The organism is Teichococcus coralli, from assembly GCF_009829925.1.
GTDB lineage: Bacteria > Pseudomonadota > Alphaproteobacteria > Acetobacterales > Acetobacteraceae > Pseudoroseomonas > Pseudoroseomonas coralli.
Map to the genome: position 1 here is coordinate 19,297 of NZ_SNVJ01000012.1, position 17,426 is coordinate 36,722.

Sequence of the window (17,426 nt, forward strand, 5' to 3'; positions counted from 1 at the left end):
ATGAATTCCCCCGGACCCCCTTCTTTTTTTCTGTTCGTTTCGGCTGCGCCTGGGAGCCAACCCATCGCTGATGATCGGCACGGCCGCACTCGCCGGGGCTGTTGCAGCCCCGGCGCGAGCGCGCTCCACCCGCACATCAAACTGAAAAAAGAAAGAAGAGGGGGTCTGGGGGAGAATTCATTCTCCCCCGCCCTTCTGCGTTTCAGCCTTCGGAGCGCAGCGCCCGCTCGACGATGCGCGCGTAGAGCGCCGCGCCGAAGGGAATGGCCTCGTCGTTGAAGTTGTAGTGCGGGTTGTGCGCCGAGGCGCCCTCGCCGTTGCCGACATGGATATAGGCGCCCGGCACCTTCTCCAGCATGAAGCTGAAGTCCTCCGAGCCCATCAGCGGCGCGCGGTCGCGCTGCACGAGGTCCTCGCCCACCAGGTCGGCGGCGGCGTCCGCCAGATGGGTGCTGGCTTCGGCATCGTTGACGAGGGGGGCGAAGATCAGGCGGAAGTTGAGCGTCGCGCTGGCGCCGAAGCCGGCGGCGACGCCCTCGGCCATGCGGCGCATCGCCGCCTCGATCTGCTCGCCGACCTCCTTCTTGAAGAAGCGCGCGGTGCCGGAGAGCGTGGCCGTCTGCGGGATGACGTTGTAGGCGTCGCCCCCCGTCACCTTGGTCACGCTGACCACCGCCGTGTCGCGCGGGGCGATGTTGCGCGAGACGATGGATTGCAGCCCGGCGGCGATGTGGCAGGCGGTCAGCACCGGGTCGATGCTGGCCTCGGGCCGCGCGCCATGCGAGCCCTTGCCCTCCACGGTGATGTCGAAGAAGGCGCCGCCCGCCATGAACGGCCCGGCGCCGATGGCATACTTGCCGACATCGAGGCTGGTGGCGTTGTGCATGCCGTAGAGCGCGTCGCAGGGGAAGCGCTCCAGCAGCCCGTCCTCCAGCATGGCCAGCGCACCGCCGCAGCCTTCCTCGCCGGGCTGGAAGATCAGGTGCACGGTGCCGTCGAAGTTGCGCGTCTCGGCCAGGTAGCGCGCGGCGCCGAGCAGCATGGTGGTGTGGCCGTCATGGCCGCAGGCATGCATCTTGCCCGCCACGGTGGAGGCATAGGGCAGGCCGGTCAGCTCGCTCATCGGCAGCGCGTCCATGTCGGCGCGCAGGCCGACGGCGCGGTTGCCGCTGCCGCCGCGCAGCACGCCGACGACGCCGGTGCCGCCGACGCCGCGATGCACCTCATCGACGCCCCATTCCTCCAGCTTGCGCGCGACGAGTTCCGCCGTGCGGTGCTCCTCCATGCCCAGCTCGGGATGGGCGTGCAGGTCCTGCCGGATGGCGGTCAGCTCGTCGTGGTAGCGGCGCAGGTGGTCGAGGGCGGTCATCAACGGGGTTCTCCAGGGGTGGGCGGCGTCACGCGGGGCGCACGCCCCAGAACACGAACAGGCCGTCCGGAACGTCCTTCAGGCGCTTGCGGAAGGCGGTCTTGTAGAAATACTGGCCGAGCGGCAGGAACGGCACCTCGCGCATCGCCACCGCCTGGATCTCGCGCGCGACGGTCTGCTGCGCCGCGACGTCGGGCGCGTCGAGCCACTGCTCGCGCAGCTCGCCGATGCGCGGGATGTCCGGCCAGCCGAAGAAGGCGTTGTCGGCCCCGCCGGCGCGCAGCACCTGGGTCACCACCGGGTTGATCATGTCGAGCCCGGCCCAGGTGGTGTTGAACATGTTCCAGCCGCCTTCCGCGGGCGGCTTCTTGATGGCGCGGCGCTGCACCAGCGTGCCCCAGTCCGAGACCACGTATTCCACGTTCATGCCGAGCTGCTTCAGCATGTCGTTGCAGACCTCGCCCAGGGCGGCGAGCACCGGCTGGTCGGAGGGCGCCATCAGGATGACGCGCTCGCCCTTGTAGCCGGCCTCCTGCAGCGCCTGGCGCGAGCGCTCCAGGCCCGGCGGCGTGCCGAAGACGTCGAGCGAGGCGCGCGTCGCCATCGGCGTGCCGGGGGTGAAGATGCCGACCGGCACGTTGTAGAGGTCCGGCTCCGTGCCGGCGGCGGCGATCATGTAGTTCTGCTGGTTGACCGCGCCGAGGACCGCGCGGCGGATCGCCGGGTTGTCGAAGGGCGGGTGGAGGTGGTTGAAGATGCCCGTTCCCATCGTGCCGAGCGGCCCCGCGCGCTGCGTGGCGACGTCGCGGCTGCCTTCCAGCACCGGCAACAGGTCGTTCGGCGGGTTCTCCCACCAGTCCACCTCGCCGTTCTGCAGCGCGGCGGTGGCGGTGCCGGGATCGGGCATCACCTGCCACTCGACGCGGTCGAAGAACACCCGCTTGGGGCCGGCGGCCCAGGTGGCGGTGCCGCCCTGGCGCGGGCGGTAGCGGTCGAACCTCTCATAGACCACGCGGGCGCCCACCACCCGTTCGTCGCCCTTCCAGCGGAAAGGGCCGGAGCCGATGATCTCGGGGATCGGCTTGGAGGCGTCCGTCGCCGCCAGCCGCTCCGGCATGATCAGCAGCGCCGGCGGCCCGACCTTGGCCAGGGTGTCGAGCATGGCGCCATAGGGGCGCTTCAGGCGGATGGTGAAGCTGCGGTCGTCGGGCGCCGACATCTCGTCGGTGCGCGCCATCAGCGCCTGGCCGAGCGCGTCGCGCTGCGCCCAGCGGCGGATGGAGGCGACGCAGTCGCGCCCGCGCACCGGTTCGCCGTCGTGGAACACGAGACCCTCGCGCAGGCGGAAGGTCCAGCGCCTGCCGTCATCCTCGACGGTGTGGCCCTCGACCATCTGCGGCTGCGGCTTGAGGTCGGCGTCGAGCCCGTAGAGCTGGTCCCAGATCATCAGCCCGTGGGTGCGGGTGATGTAGGCGGTGGTGAGCACCGGGTCGGTGATGGTGAGGTCGGATTGCGGCACGTATTTCAGCACGCGCGCCGAGGCGGGCTGCGCCAGGGAGGGGCGCGGCAGGACGGCGGCCGCGGCGGCACTGGCGAGCAGGGTGCGACGGTGCATGGAACCTGTCTCCTGAGGGCGGGGCGGGGACTGGCGGCGGACTCTGCGGACCGGTTGGCGGCCAGCAAACACCGCCGCGCGCCGCCTCGCAAGACGCGCCCCCTCGACAAGCGCCACGCGCCGGGGCTTGCTGCCGCCCAGCCGCCTGGAGCAAAGCCAATGACCGACCCCACCTATTTCTACGACCCGCGCGAGGGCCACGGCCTGCCGCATGACCCGTTCAAGGCCATTCTGGCGCCGCGCCCGATCGGCTGGATCACCAGCCTGGACGCGGAAGGGCGGGTGAACCTCGCGCCCTACAGCTTCTTCAACGGCTTCAACAGCAACCCGCCGGTGGTGGGCTTTTCCGCCGAGCGGCGCCCCGGCGGCGGCGATCCGCGCAAGGACAGCCTGCGCAACGTGGAGGAAACGGGCGAGTTCGTCTGCAACTTCGTCTCGCGCGAACTGGCCGAGGCCATGAACGAGACCTGCGCGCCGATGCCGCACGGCGAGGACGAGATGCGGCGCGCGGGGCTGGAGGCGGCGCCCTCCACCCGGGTGCGGCCGCCCCGCGTGGCGCGCGCCCCGGCGGCGCTGGAGTGCAAGCTGCTGCAGATCGTGGCGCTGACGGATCTGGAAGGACGCCCGCTCGGCAGCCGGATCGTGCTCGGCCAGGTGGTCGGCGTGCACATCCGCCACGAGTTCCTGAAGGAGGGCATCTTCGACACCGCGGCGGCGCGGCCGGTCGCCCGCTGCGGCTACCGCGGCGACTACGCCGAGGTGACCAGCCTGTTCGAGATGCTGCGGCCGGTCGCCTGAGAGCCCGTTTGAGGCTGGGGCGGTGGAGGGCCAGCGAGGGAGTTTTCGTGCCGGGGGCCGCCAGACCGACCCGCAGCCATTCTCGAACGGGCCCTGAGACGAAAAAGGCCGGGGGAAGAAATCCCCCCGGCTCCTAATCCTTACTTTGATCGGGTTGCCGCCGTACTGGCCGCCCGCGGGAAGCAGAAGGGCGACTGGGGGAACTCATTCCCCCAGCCTTGCTCAGTTCTGCAGCTCGGGCACCAGGGCGGACGGTGCCGGCGCCGTCTCCAGGCTGGCCAGCAGCACCCCATAGGCCGGCAGCACCGCGCCGCCATCCTCCATCGAGGCGCTTTGGCCGGTGACATCCGGCAGCGGCACGGCGCCTTCCAGCAACGGCCCAGCGAAGCGCGCGGGCGCGTCGGAGAGGTTGAACACCGCCAGGATGCGCTGCCCGCCATATTCGCGCACCAGCCCGGCCAGCGGTGCCGGCAGGTCCAGCGGCCGCTGGGCGCCGCGCACCAGCGCGGGATGGGCCTGCCGCAGCAGCAGCAGGCGCCGCCAGGCATGCAGCAGGCTGCCAAGCTCGGCTTCCTGCCGGTCCACCGCCAGCGGGTGGTGCGCGGCCGGCACCGGCAGCCAGGGCGTGCCGGTGGTGAAGCCGGCCTGCGGCGCGCCGTCCTGCCAGGGCATCGGCGTGCGGCTGCCGTCGCGGCCACGGAATTCCGGCCAGTAGGTCAGGCCGAAGGGGTCGCGGATCTCTTCCAGCCTCAGTTCGGCCTCGGGCAGGCCGAGCTCCTCGCCCTGGTAGAGGCAGACGCTGCCGCGCAGCGAGAGCAGCAGGCTGGCGAGCAGGCGCGCGAAGCGCGGGTCCGGTCCGGCTTCGCGCCCCGCCGGGTTCCAGCGGGTGACCGCCCGCTCCACGTCATGGTTCGAGAAGGACCAGCAGGGCCAGCCTTCCGCGCTCTCGCCGGCGGAGGAGGCCTGGATCAGGTCGGTGACCGTCGGGTGGTCGAAGCCGCCGCGCAGTGGGCGCAGCGTATAGGCCATGTGCAGCAGGTCCTCGCCGGCGGTGTAGCGGCGGACGCGCTCGAAGGCGCCGTCCTGGCTCGACACCTCGCCCAGGGTGGTGGTGCCGGGATAGCGGTCGGTCAGCGCCCGGATGCGGCGCAGGATGGCGAGCGTCTCCGGGTGCATCATGTCGTGGTCGTGCTGCTGCAGGCCGAAGAGCTTGGCCGGCACCTTGCCGTCCTTGGGGGGGTGGGCCGGGTTGCTGCGCAGCGCCGGGTCATGCGCCAGGAAGTCGATGGCGTCGAGCCGGAAGCCGTCCACGCCGCGCTTCAGCCAGAACTCGCCCACCTCCAGCACAGCCTGCAGCGTGTCCGGATCCGTCAGGTTCAGGCTGGGCTGGCTGGAAAGGAAATGGTGCAGGTAGTACTGGCGCCGGCGCGGCTCCCAGGTCCAGGCCGAGCCGCCGAAGACGCTCAGCCAGTTGTTGGGCGGGGTGCCGTCCGGGCTGGGATCGGCCCAGACGTACCGGTCGGCCTCCGCGGCGCCGCGGCTGGCGCGGCTGCGCTGGAACCAGGGATGCTGGTCGGAGGTATGGCCGCCGACCAGGTCGATCAGCACCTTCAGGCCCAGGCCATGGGCCGTGGCCACCAGCCGGTCGAAATCCTCCATCCGGCCGAACTGCGGGTCCACCGCGACATGGTCGGAGATGTCGTAGCCGAAGTCGCGGCCCGGGGAGGCGTAGAAAGGGCAGATCCAGACGGCGTCCACCCCGAGCGCGGCAACATGGGCGAGCCGCGCCTCGATCCCGGCCAGGTCTCCCACGCCGTCGCCATTGCTGTCGGCGAAGCTGCGCGGATAGATCTGGTAGAGCACCGCACCACGCCACCACTCTGCGCCTGCGACCATTGCAGGTCCCTCCCCCCTTGGTTCCTTCCGCGGCATCCGGCGTTCACGGCAAAGCGATATCACCGGCGCGTGATAGCAATCTAAGCGGGAACAGTCTTGCTGATTTATGAATGCAAGTGTTTCAGCGGCGCGGCCGCGGGGCCTGCGATGCCGCTATAGCCTTTTCAGCGCCTTGTGACCGTGTTCCTGCGCCGCACACAAAGCTTTCGGTTGCTCTGCCCGGTCGCTGCCAGAACTATGGCGCGCAAGGCTCGCCCTTTGGTCAGCGCCCAGGGGCGTTGGCGGTTGGCGCAGGCATGGCGGGGAGTGCGCGGCCATGGGACGGATGATGCGGCAGGAAAGGGAGCATGCCTCCTTCCTGTTGGACATGCCCGGCGCGCCGAAGGCTTCCCTGGTGGGGAGTGCCCTGGCCTCGCCAGCCGGCGCTGCGGCGGGCGGCTTGTGGCGCATGACGCATGCGACGCCCTTCGGGCGGGCCACGGAACGCATCGTGGACCTGGCGCTTGCCGCCTTCGGAACCCCGGCGGCGATGGCCTGCTTCGCCGGCGCCCCGCTGGACCCGGCGGTGGTGCAGCACGGGCTCGATGCCGCCGCCACGGTGGGTTGGGCCGATTGGCAGATGCTGGCCCGGCGCAGCGGTCCCTGCGTGGTGGAGGATGCCCGGAGGGAAGCCTGGCTGGCACAGCACTCCCTGGTGACCGGCCCGGCCAGGATCCGTTTCTACGCTGCGGCGCCGCTGTGCGACCACCAGGGGCGGCAGCAGGGCGTGCTGGCCGTTCTTTCGCCCGAGCCGCAGGGCTTCGCACCGCACCAACGGGCGCGGCTGCAAACCCTGGCCGACATGCTGATGGCCGGGCGCGAGGCGGCGCGGGGGCCGGAGGGGGACAGGCAGCGCCTCGCCCAGGCCGAGCAGGCGCTGCGCGAGCAGGCGGCGCGGCTGCGCAGCCAGGCGCACACGATCCATGAGATGGACCACCGCGTCCGCAACGGGCTGCAGATGGTCAGCGACATGCTTTGCCTGCAGGCCCTGCCGGAACAGGAGGACGCCTGCGCGGCCCGGCTCAATGCCGCCGCAGGGCGCATCCAGGCGGTGGCCGAGATCCACGCGCTGCTGCAGCGCCAGCCCGGCGCCGGGCGGCTCGGCGCGCGTGCCTGCCTGGAGGGCCTGCTCGGGCCCTTCGGGCGGCTCTGGCAGGGCAGCGGCCGGCAGGTGCGCCTGCATGCGGGCGACGACCTGACGGTGAGCGCATTGGATGCACCCCGCCTCGCCGTTGCCGCCTGGGAACTGCTGGCCAACGCCATGCGCCACGGCCAGGGGAACGTCACGCTGGAGCTGCGCGGCGAGCCGGGGCTTCACCGCTTCCGGCTCGCGGTGCGGGACGAGGGGCCGGGCTCGGAGCGCCTGCTGCGGGCGGCCAGCGATGCCGGACACGAGTCGGGCTTCGGGCTGATTCGCCTCATCGCCGGCGGCGAGGCGGCCCAGGTGCGCTGCGGCCCGCCCACCGAGGTCAGCATCGTGCTGGATCTTCCGCCTCCCGGGTGAAGCGTCCCGCGCGGATTTAACGCGGGGGTGGCGGCTGGGACGCCCTTGAAGGATCCTCTCATCAGGGCCATGGGATAAGCAGGGCGTGCCGGAGCGGCAGGCGATGCGCCTCTCGCTCCGGCCCGGTCCGGCCACCGCGCCTGCATCATACTCCGCCAGTGAGGGGAAGCTTTCGCCGCATGGACAGCCCCATTGCCCAGCCACTCGCCGAGGAGGCGGAAACCGCCGCCACCCAGCCAGGCCGCACCCTCACCCTGAAGCATGGCGAAAGCTTCGCGGTGTTCAACGCGGCAGGCGACTTCGCGGGAGAGTCGCAGGGCCTCTACCACAGGGACACCCGGCATCTTTCCTTTCTCTGCATCCGGCTGAACGGCGCCGCGCCGCAACTGCTCAGCGCCAGCCTGCTCGACGACAACACCGAGCTGACCAGCGACCTGACCAATCCGCCGCAGTGGGAGGAGGAAGGCAGGGAGCCGCTGCCGCGCGGCCGGCTGCACCTGCGCCGGACCCGCTTCCTGTGCGGCGACACCTGCTACGAGCGGCTGGCGGTCCGCAACTACGACGACCGCGCGCACCGCCTGCGGCTGGAAACCCATTTCGCCGCCGACTTCGCCGATCTCTTCGAGGTGCGCGGTCGCAAGCGGGCGCAGCGCGGGCAGTATCACCGCGCCGACTTCTCCACGAGCAGCGTGACCCTGGCCTATACCGGGCTGGACGCGCGGCGCCGCAAGACGGTGCTGCGCTTCGAGCCGGCGCCGAACCATCTGGAGGCGCAGCGCGCCGTGCACGAGGTCGAGCTGCCACCAGGCGGCCGGCAGGTGCTGTTCCTCACCATCCGCTGCGACGCGGCCGTCACGGAGCGGCCGCGCGACGCCTTCGGCGCCTCGCTGCGAAGCTCGCGCCAGGCGCTGCGGCAGTTGCGCGCCGAGGCGGTGGAGATCGAGAGCGGCCATGCCGTGTTCGACGAGATGCTGCGCCGCGCGGGAGCCGACCTCGCCATGCTGGTGACGCACACGCCGCAGGGGCCCTACCCCTATGCCGGCGTGCCCTGGTACAGCACCGCCTTCGGGCGGGACGCGCTGATCACCGCCTGGCAGACATTGTGGCTCGCGCCTCGGCTGGCGCGCGGCGTGCTGCGCTTCCTGGCCGCCCACCAGGCCACCGCGGTGGACCCGAACACCGATGCCGAGCCCGGCAAGATCCTGCACGAGACCCGCCAGGGCGAGATGGCGGTGCTGGGCGAGGTGCCCTTCCGCCACTACTACGGCAGCATCGACTCGACGCCGCTCTTCATCATGCTGGCCGGCGCCTATCTCGACCGCACCGGCGACGTCGCGACGCTGCGCGAGCTGTGGCCGAACATCGAGGCGGCGCTCGGCTGGATCGACACCTATGGCGACGAGGACGGCGACGGCTTCGTCGAGTATCTCCGCAAGACCCCGAACGGGCTGCTGAACCAGGGCTGGAAGGACAGCCACGACTCGATCTCGCATGCCGACGGCCGCACCGCGGAAGGGCCGATCGCCCTGGTTGAGATGCAGGGCTATGTTTATGCGGCCTGGCGCGCCGCCGCCCGCATCGCGGCGCGGCTCGGCGAGCCGGGCCGGGCGCAGCGGCTGGAGGAGCGTGCCGCCGCGCTGCAGGTCGCCTTCGATGCCGCCTTCTGGGACGAATCGCTGGGCACCTACGTCCTGGCGCTGGATGGCAACAAGGATCCCTGCCGGGTGCGCAGCTCCAATGCCGGGCATGCGCTGTTCGCCGGCATCGCCCTGCCGCAGCGGGCGGAGCGCGTGGCGCACACCCTGCTGCAGCCCTCCTCCTTCTGCGGCTGGGGCATCCGCACCCTGGCGGCGGGCGAGGCGCGCTTCAACCCGATGAGCTACCACAACGGCTCGGTCTGGCCGCACGACAACGCCATGATCGCCGAGGGCTTCGCCCGCTACGGTCTGGGCCATGCCGCCGCCCGGCTGCTGACCGCGCTGTTCCAAGCGGCCAGCTTCGATCCCGCGCGGCGCCTGCCCGAGCTGTTCTGCGGCTTTCCTCGCCGGCACGGGCAAGGGCCGACGCTCTACCCCGTGGCGTGTTCCCCGCAGGCCTGGGCGGCGAGCACGCCCTTTGCCCTGCTGCGCGCATGCCTTGGCCTGCGCTTCTCGCCCGAGCAGGGCAGGGTGGTGCTGGAAAGCCCGGTGCTGCCGGACTTCCTGCCCTCAGTGACGTTGCGCCGGCTGCGGCTTGGCGAGGGCCAGTTCGACCTGCGGGTGCACCGCGACGGCGACAGGGCGCGCCTGGAGGTGCTGCGGCAGAGCGGCGACCTGAGCGTGGCGCTGCACGCCGGGTGATGGAAGGGGCGGGGGAGGCGCTTTCCCGGGCGGCCTTCGCGAGCCCGCCCGGTCAACGGCCGCGGGTTGGCGGAGCGCCTCGCCGCCGGTTCCCTCAGGGCAGGAGCAGATCCCGCGGCCGGCTCGCCGGATCGGGCACCCAGCCTTGCTCGCCGGGCCGGAAAAGCGGCGTGGCGAAGGCGGCGGCGACCGGAATCCCGGCCGGCCAGGTGGCGCGCCAGCGGTCGCCCTGCGCCAGCGCGACGCAGAGGCCGACCGGCTGTACCCCCACCGCAGCCAGCAGCGCCAGCCCCGCCAGGGCCGAGCTGCCGGTGCTGATCACGTCATCCACCAGCAGCACGCGCCGCCCGGCGAGTCGCGGCAGCAGGCGGGGATCGAGCCAGATGCGCCGCGCGTCCGGCGAGGTGGAGGAAACGGTGGGCACGGAATAGGCGGGGTCGTACCAGCTCTTGCGCGAGTAGCCCGGGGCGACCCAGTTGGAATGGCCGAGCGCCTCGGCCACCGGGCCGCCGAACACGTGGCCCAGGGTGGGCAGCCCGACCACCACCTCCGCGCCCAGGGGGCGGGCGGCGGCGGCCATCCAGCCGCAGAGCGCCCGCAACACGGGAAAGGCGGCCTGGTTGGCGATGAAGCCGGTCACCGCGATGGCACCGTAGTCGCGCAGCGGCAGGCGCAGCGCGCGCCCGTCCGGCATGGGGGCCGGGTAGCTGGCGCCGAAGGCTGTTCCGGCCGTGGCGGCCTCGAAGTCCTGCCAATATTCCATGCCTGCCGGATGGCATGGCCGGCCGCGTCGTGCCAGAGGGAAATTCGCGGGGAAATCAGCGGGGAAACCCGCGGGGAAATCCGCGGCGGATGGATCGGCCCGCCCTGCGCAGGGCATGGCGCAGCGGGGGCGCGGCGCGCTACATAAACAGGGTTCAGGAGGTCCTTCACCATGCTCACACGCCGTTCGATGCTGCTTGCTTCCGCAGCGGCCGCCACCCTGCCCGCCGGCCTGCCCACTGGCCTGCTGGCCCCCGGCGCGGCCGCCCAGACCCCGCCCAACGTGCTGGTCTTCGCGAAGCAGATCGACGACATCATCAGCCTGGACCCGCAGGAGGCCTTCGAGTACACGGCCTCCGAGATCGCCGGGAACGTCTACCAGAAGCTGGTGACGACGCCGAACTCCGACCCCTCCAAGATCGAGGGCGAGCTGGCGGAGAAATGGGAAGCCTCCGGCGACAACAAGACCTTCACCTTCACCCTGAAGGACGGGCCGAAGTTCGCCTCCGGCAAGCCGGTGACGGCGGAGGACGTGGCCTTCTCGCTGACCCGCGCGGTGGCGATGAACAAGCCGCCGGCCTTCATCATCAACCAGTTCGGCTTCACCAAGGACAACGCGGCCGAGCGCATCCGCGCCACCGGGCCGAAGACGCTGGTGCTGACCACCGCCGAGCCGACCTCGCTCTCCTTCCTGCTCTACTGCCTCTCGGCGGCGGTGGGCTCGGTGGTCGAGAAGGCCACCGTCATGTCCCACGCCCAGAAGGACGACAAGGGGGGTGACGACTGGGGCAACGGCTGGCTGAAGCAGAACTCGGCCGGCTCCGGCAGCTTCGCCGTGCGCCAGTGGAAGGCGAGCGAGAGCGTGGTGCTGGAGGCCAACCCGCACAGCGACGCGGCGCCGAAGGTCAGGCGCATCATCATGCGCCACATGGCCGATCCCTCGGCGCAGCTGCTCGGCCTGCAGAAGGGCGACGTGGACATCGCCCGCAACCTGGTGGCCGACCAGATCAAGCAGGTGCAGAGCGACCCGAAGTTCAGCGTGCAGTCGGCCCGCAAGGCGAGCCTGATGTATCTGAGCCTGAACCAGAAGAACCCGAACCTGGCCAAGCCCGAGGTGCGGCAGGCGATCAAGCTGGCGCTGGACTACGAGGGCATCCAGAAGAACATCGTGCCCACCACCTATGCCGTGCACCAGGCCTTCCTGCCGGCCGGCCTGCCGGGCGCGGTGACCGACCTGCCCTTCAAGCAGAACATCGCCGAGGCCAAGGCGCTGCTGGCCAAGGCCGGCCTGCCCAATGGCTTCGAGGTCAGCTTCGACTATGCCTCGGCCGCGCCGAGCTCCGACATCGCCCAGGCGGTGCAGGCCAACCTCGCCGCCATCGGCATCCGGCTGAGCATGCTGCCGGGCGAGATGCGCGCCGTGATCACCAAGACCCGCGCGCGGCAGCACGACATCGCCATGCTGCGCTGGGGCAGCGACTATTTCGACCCGAACAGCAATGCCGAGGCCTATTCGATCAACCTCGACAACAGCGACAACGCCAAGAACCGCACCATCGCCTGGCGGGCGAGCTGGGAAATCCCCGAGCTTTCCGCCCGCGCCATCGCCGCGCGCGAGGAGACCGACTCCGAGAAGCGCACGCAGATGTACGAGGACCTGCAGCGCGACCACCAGAAGGTCTCGCCCTTCGTCATCATGCTGCAGGAGATCGAGGTCGCGGTCTCGCGCGCCGGGGTGACGGGCTTCGACATGGGCCCGATGAACGACCGGCACTCCTACACCAACATCACCAAGGCATGAGCGACAGCACCACTTCCCCGGCGGACCAGCCGCCGGGGGGGCAGCCTGCGGGGGGGCGCCGACGCCCCTCCGCCTTCCGCCTGCGCTTCCAGGCCGTCTCGGCCACGCTGGCCAGCATCCCGATCACGCTGTTCGGCCTCGTGCTCGTCACCTTCTTCATCGGCCGCGTGGTGCCGATCGACCCGGTGCTGGCGATCGTCGGCGACCGCGCGCCGCAGGACGTGGTGGAGCGCACCCGGCTGGAGCTCGGGCTGGACCAGCCGCTCTACGTGCAGTTCTGGCGCTACCTGGAGCACATCGTCAGCGGCGATCTCGGCCGCTCGGTGATGACCTCCAACCCCGTGACCCAGGACATCGCCCGCTTCTTCCCCGCCACCTTCGAGCTGGCCACCGTGGCCATGGTCATCGCCGTGGTGATCGGCGTGCCTCTCGGCGTGCTGGCGGCGACCAGGCAGGGCAAGTGGGTGGACCAGGCGGTGCGGCTGTTCTGCCTCGCCGGGCACTCGCTGCCGGTCTTCGTGCTCGGGCTGGTTTCGCTGCTGCTGTTCTACGCCCGGCTCGGCTGGGCACCGGGCCCGGGGCGGCAGAGCATCTATTTCGAGGGCATGGTGGACGAGCGGACCGGCATCCTGACGCTCGACGCCGCGCTCGCCGGCGACTGGGGCGCCTTCCAGGACGCGCTGGCGCATCTCGCGCAGCCGGCCGCGGTGCTGGCGATGTTCTCGCTGGCCTATATCGCGCGGATGACGCGCGCCTTCATGCTGGGCGAGCTGCGCAGCGAATACGTCACCACCGCCCGCGCCAAGGGCCTTTCGCGCCGCCGCATCATCTGGGGACATGCCTTCCGCAACACCGCCGTGCCGCTCGTCACCGTGCTGGCGATGTCCTATGCGGGGCTGCTGGAGGGCGCGGTGCTGACGGAGACGATCTTCTCCTGGCCGGGCCTCGGGCAGTATCTCACCGTCTCGCTGCTGAACGCCGACATGAACGCGGTGCTCGGGGCGACGCTGGTGGTGGGCCTCATCTATGTCGTGCTGAACCTGCTGTCGGACCTGCTCTACCGGCTGCTCGATCCCCGCGTGAAATAAGGAGGGCGAAGTGAGCATGTCCGCATCCACGCGCGACTGGCTGCTGACCGACACGCCGGCTTCCCGCTCGCAGGCCAAGTGGGGCCGGCGCTACCAGCTCTGGCTGGCCTTCCGCCGCAACCCGCTGGCGGTGGCGGGGCTGGCGGTGGTGGTCGTCATGCTGATCCTGGCGATCGCCGCGCCGCTGCTGGCGACGCATGACCCCGGCGTGCAGGAGCTGGGCAACCGGCTGCAGCCGCCTTCCGCCGAGCACTGGCTCGGCACGGACGAGCTCGGCCGCGACGTGTGGTCGCGCCTGCTCTATGGCGGGCGGGTGACGCTCGGCATGGTGGTGGCCGTGGTGGTGCTGGTGGCGCCGCTCGGGCTGATCGTCGGCTGCGTCGCGGGCTATGCCGGCGGGCTGCTGGACCGGCTGCTGATGCGCGTCACCGACGTGTTCCTGGCCTTCCCGCGGCTGATCCTGGCGCTGGCCTTCGTCGCCGCGATGAAGCCGGGCGTGGAGAGCGCGGTGATCGCCATCGCGCTGACCGCCTGGCCGCCCTATGCGCGGCTGGCGCGGGCGGAGACGCTGACCATCCGCAACACCGACTACATCGCCGCGGTGCGGATGACGGGCGCCTCGCCCTGGCGGATCATCTGGCGGCATGTGACGCCGATGTGCCTGCCCTCGCTGACGGTGCGGGTGACGCTCGACATGTCCTCGATCATCCTGACGGCGGCTGGGCTGGGCTTCCTCGGCCTCGGCGCGCAGCCGCCGATTCCCGAGTGGGGCACGATGATCGCGACGGCGCGGCGCTTCATCCTGGAGCAGTGGTGGGTGCCGGTGATCCCGGGCATCGCGATCTTCACCGCCTCGCTGGCCTTCAACCTGCTGGGCGACGGCCTGCGCGACGTGCTGGACCCGAAGCAGCGATGAGCATGAATGGCGGGGCCCGGGGCGACACTGTCACCCAGGCGGAAGAGGTCTGGGGAAGGCGGCGCCTTCCCCAGCGGGAGCAACAGGCATGAGCAACCTCGTCGAGATCCGTGACCTGCGCGTGGACTTCCCCACGCCGACGGGCTTCACGCAGGCCGTGCGCGGCATCTCCTTCAGCCTGGGCCGCGAGAAGCTCGGCATCGTCGGCGAAAGCGGCTCCGGCAAGTCGGTGACGGGCCGCGCGCTGATGCGCCTGCTGCCGGAGGCCGCCCGCGTCCGCGCCGGCGCGCTGCGCTTCGACGGCATCGACGTCCTGAACGCCTCTGAGCGGCAGATGCGCGACCTGCGCGGCGGCCGCATCGGGCTGATCATGCAGGACCCGAAGTTCAGCCTGAACCCGGTGATGACCGTCGGCCGGCAGATTTCCGAGGCCTGGCTGGCGCATCAGAAGGGCGGGAAGCGGGAGGCGCGCGAGGCGGCGCTGGCGTTGTTGGAACAGGTGCGCATCCGCGACCCGCAGCGCGTGCTGGAATCCTACCCGCACGAGGTCTCGGGCGGCATGGGCCAGCGCGTGATGATCGCCATGATGCTGGCGCCGAACCCGGACCTGCTGATCGCCGACGAGCCGACCAGCGCGCTGGATGCCAGCGTGCAGGCGGAGATCCTGAAGCTGATCGAGGACCTGGTCTCGGCACGCGGCATGGGGCTGATGCTGATCAGCCACGACCTGCCGCTGGTCAGCCGCTTCTGCGACCGGGTGGTAGTCATGTATGCCGGCCAGGTGATGGAGGAACTGCCGGCGCGCGACCTGCACCGCGCCCGGCACGCCTACACGCGCGGGCTGCTGGAATGCATGCCGAGCCTGAGCCACAAGCGTGCGCGCCTGCCCACGCTGAGCCGCGACGCCTCCTGGCTGGAGCCGCGCGCATGATCGGCGTCGAGCATCTCAACGTCCATTTCGGCAGCAACCACGTGGTGCGCGACGTTTCCTTCAACGTCGCGGCGGGGGAAACCTTCGGGCTGGTGGGAGAAAGCGGCTCGGGCAAGTCCACTGTGCTGCGCACCATCGCCGGGCTGAACGCGGACTGGAACGGCACCCTCACCGTCGCGGGGAAGACGCTGGGCCACAGGCGGGACCGCGCCTTCTTCAAGGCCGTGCAGATGGTTTTCCAGGACCCCTACGGCTCGCTGCACCCGCGCCAGACGGTGGACCGCATCCTCTCCGAGCCGCTGGAGGTGCACGGCATCCCCGATGCCGAGGCGCGCATCGTCCGGGCGCTGGAGGAGGTGGCGCTGCCGCGCGCGGCCCGCTTCCGCTATCCGCACCAGCTTTCGGGCGGGCAGCGGCAGCGCGTGGCGATCGCCCGCGCGCTGGTGGCCGACCCCTCGGTTCTGCTGCTCGACGAGCCGACCAGCGCGCTCGACGTCTCCGTGCAGGCAGAGGTGCTGAACCTGCTGGCCGACCTGCGGGAGGCGCGGCAGCTCACCTGCATCCTGGTCTCGCACAACCTGGCCGTGGTCGCGCATCTCTGCGAGCGGCTGGCGGTGATGCAGGGCGGGCGGATCGTCGAGGTGCTGACCGAGGCGCAGTTGCGCGCCGGCGAGGCCCGGCATTCGCACACGCAGGACCTGATTGCGCTGTCGCATGAGCTGGAAGCGTGAGATAGAAAGGCTGGGGAAATGAATTCCCCCAGACCCCTTTCTTTTTTCTGCCAGTCTGGCGGCTGAGGATGATGGCGATGCGGCGCGTGATGACGGCGGTGATGGGAAGCGGGGTTTGCGCGGTGGCGCTGCTGGGCCTCTATGTCGCCAAGCGCAAGCTCGGGATCGACGTCTTCCCCGGGCGCGACATGCTGCCGGACGCCGAGATCAAGGCCGCCGTGCTCGGCACCCTGGCGCTGCTCACCTTCGCCCCGCGTTGAACTGACAAAAGGAAGATGGGGTCCGGGGGAATTCCTTCCCCCGGCCTTCTTGCTTCAGAAGGCGAGCAGGTTGTCGCGGAAGAGCGCGTGCTCGTAGCTCTTCCGCATCAGCCCGCGGCGCTGGAGGGCCGGCACCAGCCCGTCCGCCACCTCGGCCACCGTGCGGCGGCTGACATCGGGCAGCGAGAAGAGGAAGCCGTCGCCGCCGACGGCCTCCATCGCCTCGCCCATGCGCCCGGCGATCTGCTCCGGCGTGCCGATCAGCTCCACCGAGCCGGTGTTGTTGTAGAGGCCCATGGCCTCGCGCAGGGTGCGGTTGCCCGCCTTGCGCAGGAACTCGTCCAGGCTCTGCTGGTGGCCGTTGGTGGTGAGCCTGCCGAGCGGCTCGTCCAGCGGCAGGGCGGCGAAGTCGATGTTGGTGATCTTGCTGAGATGCGCCATGCGGAGGTGCAGGTTCTCCGCGTTGTAGGCGTCGCGCCGCCGCCTACGCGCCCAGGCCTCCTCCTCTGTCTCGCCGATGATGGGAGAGATCAGGAACAGCACCTTGCAACTGTCAGGGTCGCGGCCGGCGGCGGCCATGCGGGCGCGGATGTCGTCCCGGTAGGCCTTCATCCCCTCGGTGCCCTTGATGCTGGCCACGATGGTGTCGGCATGCTGCGCGGCGAAGGCGCGGCCGCGCGGCGAGCCTCCTGCCTGGGCGATGACGGGGCGGCCCTGCACGCAGGGGCCGGAGTTCAGCGGCCCGCGCGAGCGGAAGTAGCGGCCCTCGTGGTTGACGGCGTGCACCTTGGCGGGATCCACCAGGATGCCGCTTTCGGTATCGGCGAGGAGGGCGCCCGGTTCCCAGGAGCCCCAGAGGCCGTTCACCACCTGCATGTACTCGTCCGCCATGTCGTAGCGGGTGTCGTGCTCGGGCAGGCCGTCCAGGCCGAAGTTGCGGGCGGCGAAGTCGGAACTGCCGGTGACGGCGTTCCAGCCGATGCGGCCGGAGGAGACCTGGTCCAGCGTCGCCACCAGCCGCGCCAGGAGGTAAGGCGGATAGGCGAAGGTGGCGAAGGTGGGCACGATGCCGATCTGCCGCGTCTCGCGCGCCAGCAGGGTGGCCACCACGGAAGGGTCCTGCCGCGGCACGGCGATGGCGTTCCTGAGGTAGACGTCGCGCGAGCCGCCGAAGCTCTCGCCGACATAGGAGGAATCCTCGATCAGCACGTAGTCGAAGCAGGCGCGCTCCAGCGCGCGCGCCATGTCGATGAACAGTTCCGGCACCATCCAGTCCTGGCCGATCGTGCCGGTCCAGGGCTCGCCCCAGGACTGCACGCTGGAGCCCTGGAGGAACCATCCGAGGTGGAACCGCTTGTCGGCCATGCGCCGGCTTCC

14 protein-coding genes are annotated in these 17,426 nt (G+C 70.8%); 9 read left to right on the top strand and 5 right to left on the bottom strand.

Annotated elements, in window-relative coordinates; all coding sequences use genetic code 11:
* Positions 1-202 precede the first annotated feature (202 nt).
* Together E0493_RS14205 and E0493_RS14210 are read right to left on the bottom strand one after the other, a co-directional pair.
* The gene (locus tag E0493_RS14205) at positions 203-1,369 is read right to left on the bottom strand and encodes a M20 aminoacylase family protein (protein WP_160937703.1); all 1,167 of its coding nucleotides are present in this window, start codon (positions 1,367-1,369) and stop codon (positions 203-205) included.
* A gap of 28 nt (positions 1,370-1,397) precedes the next feature.
* Positions 1,398-2,984 carry an ABC transporter substrate-binding protein gene (locus E0493_RS14210; protein ID WP_160937705.1) on the bottom strand — a complete coding sequence of 529 codons (1,587 nt, stop codon included), beginning with the start codon at positions 2,982-2,984 and terminating at the stop codon, positions 1,398-1,400.
* A gap of 159 nt (positions 2,985-3,143) precedes the next feature.
* Here E0493_RS14210 and E0493_RS14215 point away from each other — a divergent pair, with 159 nt between their 5' ends.
* Positions 3,144-3,782 (top strand): flavin reductase family protein, encoded by a 639-nt coding sequence (locus E0493_RS14215; protein WP_160937707.1) that lies wholly within the window; start codon positions 3,144-3,146, stop codon positions 3,780-3,782.
* 222 nt (positions 3,783-4,004) lie between these two features.
* On the opposite strand, the gene E0493_RS14220 is transcribed toward E0493_RS14215, so the two are convergent.
* Positions 4,005-5,678: an alpha-glucosidase gene (locus tag E0493_RS14220; RefSeq protein ID WP_160937709.1), complete on the bottom strand. Its 1,674-nt coding sequence runs from the start codon at positions 5,676-5,678 to the stop codon at positions 4,005-4,007.
* Positions 5,679-5,994: 316 nt separating this feature from the next.
* Here E0493_RS14220 and E0493_RS14225 point away from each other — a divergent pair, with 316 nt between their 5' ends.
* Positions 5,995-7,221, top strand: coding sequence for a histidine kinase dimerization/phosphoacceptor domain -containing protein (locus E0493_RS14225; protein ID WP_160937711.1), 1,227 nt, complete (start codon positions 5,995-5,997; stop codon positions 7,219-7,221).
* 179 nt (positions 7,222-7,400) lie between these two features.
* Positions 7,401-9,560 carry an amylo-alpha-1,6-glucosidase gene (locus E0493_RS14230; RefSeq protein WP_160937713.1) on the top strand — a complete coding sequence of 720 codons (2,160 nt, stop codon included), beginning with the start codon at positions 7,401-7,403 and terminating at the stop codon, positions 9,558-9,560.
* Positions 9,561-9,654: 94 nt separating this feature from the next.
* Here E0493_RS14230 and E0493_RS14235 read toward each other — a convergent pair whose 3' ends face one another.
* Positions 9,655-10,323, bottom strand: coding sequence for a phosphoribosyltransferase (locus E0493_RS14235; protein WP_160937715.1), 669 nt, complete (start codon positions 10,321-10,323; stop codon positions 9,655-9,657).
* 171 nt (positions 10,324-10,494) lie between these two features.
* Between E0493_RS14235 and E0493_RS14240 the strand changes: the two genes are divergently transcribed.
* The 6 genes from E0493_RS14240 to E0493_RS14265 all read left to right on the top strand — a co-directional run bounded on the left by E0493_RS14240 (position 10,495) and on the right by E0493_RS14265 (position 16,049).
* Complete coding sequence (locus E0493_RS14240) at positions 10,495-12,123, top strand: ABC transporter substrate-binding protein (RefSeq protein WP_160937717.1); 1,629 nt, start codon at positions 10,495-10,497, stop codon at positions 12,121-12,123.
* Positions 12,120-13,211: an ABC transporter permease gene (locus E0493_RS14245; protein ID WP_160937719.1), complete on the top strand. Its 1,092-nt coding sequence runs from the start codon at positions 12,120-12,122 to the stop codon at positions 13,209-13,211. Before E0493_RS14240 ends, E0493_RS14245 begins: the two co-directional genes overlap by 4 nt.
* 16 nt (positions 13,212-13,227) lie before the next feature.
* On the top strand, positions 13,228-14,127 hold the full coding sequence (nikC, locus tag E0493_RS14250) for a nickel transporter permease (protein ID WP_160937720.1): 900 nt from the start codon (positions 13,228-13,230) through the stop codon (positions 14,125-14,127).
* 88 nt (positions 14,128-14,215) lie between these two features.
* Positions 14,216-15,058, top strand: coding sequence for an ABC transporter ATP-binding protein (locus tag E0493_RS14255; RefSeq protein ID WP_160937722.1), 843 nt, complete (start codon positions 14,216-14,218; stop codon positions 15,056-15,058).
* On the top strand, positions 15,055-15,789 hold the full coding sequence (locus E0493_RS14260; protein WP_160937723.1) for an ABC transporter ATP-binding protein: 735 nt from the start codon (positions 15,055-15,057) through the stop codon (positions 15,787-15,789). The genes E0493_RS14255 and E0493_RS14260 overlap by 4 nt, the downstream gene beginning before the upstream one ends.
* Positions 15,790-15,866: 77 nt before the next feature.
* Positions 15,867-16,049 carry a hypothetical protein gene (locus E0493_RS14265; protein ID WP_160937724.1) on the top strand — a complete coding sequence of 61 codons (183 nt, stop codon included), beginning with the start codon at positions 15,867-15,869 and terminating at the stop codon, positions 16,047-16,049.
* A gap of 54 nt (positions 16,050-16,103) precedes the next feature.
* Here the strand turns inward: E0493_RS14265 and E0493_RS14270 are convergent, their stop codons facing one another.
* The gene (locus tag E0493_RS14270; RefSeq protein ID WP_160937725.1) at positions 16,104-17,414 is read right to left on the bottom strand and encodes an NtaA/DmoA family FMN-dependent monooxygenase; all 1,311 of its coding nucleotides are present in this window, start codon (positions 17,412-17,414) and stop codon (positions 16,104-16,106) included.
* Between the last annotated feature and the right edge of the window lie 12 nt (positions 17,415-17,426).

Excerpts from the sequence above, each read along its gene's own strand:
- E0493_RS14210 (WP_160937705.1), bottom strand. The coding sequence starts at position 2,984 with ATGCACCGTCGCACCCTGCTCGCCAGTGCCGCCGCGGCCGCCGTCCTG.
- E0493_RS14215 (WP_160937707.1), top strand. The coding sequence starts at position 3,144 with ATGACCGACCCCACCTATTTCTACGACCCGCGCGAGGGCCACGGCCTG.
- E0493_RS14255 (WP_160937722.1), top strand. The coding sequence starts at position 14,216 with ATGAGCAACCTCGTCGAGATCCGTGACCTGCGCGTGGACTTCCCCACG.
- E0493_RS14245 (WP_160937719.1), top strand. The coding sequence starts at position 12,120 with ATGAGCGACAGCACCACTTCCCCGGCGGACCAGCCGCCGGGGGGGCAG.
- E0493_RS14235 (WP_160937715.1), bottom strand. The coding sequence starts at position 10,323 with ATGGAATATTGGCAGGACTTCGAGGCCGCCACGGCCGGAACAGCCTTC.
- E0493_RS14220 (WP_160937709.1), bottom strand. The coding sequence starts at position 5,678 with ATGGTCGCAGGCGCAGAGTGGTGGCGTGGTGCGGTGCTCTACCAGATC.
- E0493_RS14225 (WP_160937711.1), top strand. The coding sequence starts at position 5,995 with ATGGGACGGATGATGCGGCAGGAAAGGGAGCATGCCTCCTTCCTGTTG.
- E0493_RS14240 (WP_160937717.1), top strand. The coding sequence starts at position 10,495 with ATGCTCACACGCCGTTCGATGCTGCTTGCTTCCGCAGCGGCCGCCACC.
- E0493_RS14270 (WP_160937725.1), bottom strand. The coding sequence starts at position 17,414 with ATGGCCGACAAGCGGTTCCACCTCGGATGGTTCCTCCAGGGCTCCAGC.
- E0493_RS14230 (WP_160937713.1), top strand. The coding sequence starts at position 7,401 with ATGGACAGCCCCATTGCCCAGCCACTCGCCGAGGAGGCGGAAACCGCC.
- nikC (WP_160937720.1), top strand. The coding sequence starts at position 13,228 with ATGTCCGCATCCACGCGCGACTGGCTGCTGACCGACACGCCGGCTTCC.
- E0493_RS14260 (WP_160937723.1), top strand. The coding sequence starts at position 15,055 with ATGATCGGCGTCGAGCATCTCAACGTCCATTTCGGCAGCAACCACGTG.
- E0493_RS14265 (WP_160937724.1), top strand. The coding sequence starts at position 15,867 with ATGCGGCGCGTGATGACGGCGGTGATGGGAAGCGGGGTTTGCGCGGTG.
- E0493_RS14205 (WP_160937703.1), bottom strand. The coding sequence starts at position 1,369 with ATGACCGCCCTCGACCACCTGCGCCGCTACCACGACGAGCTGACCGCC.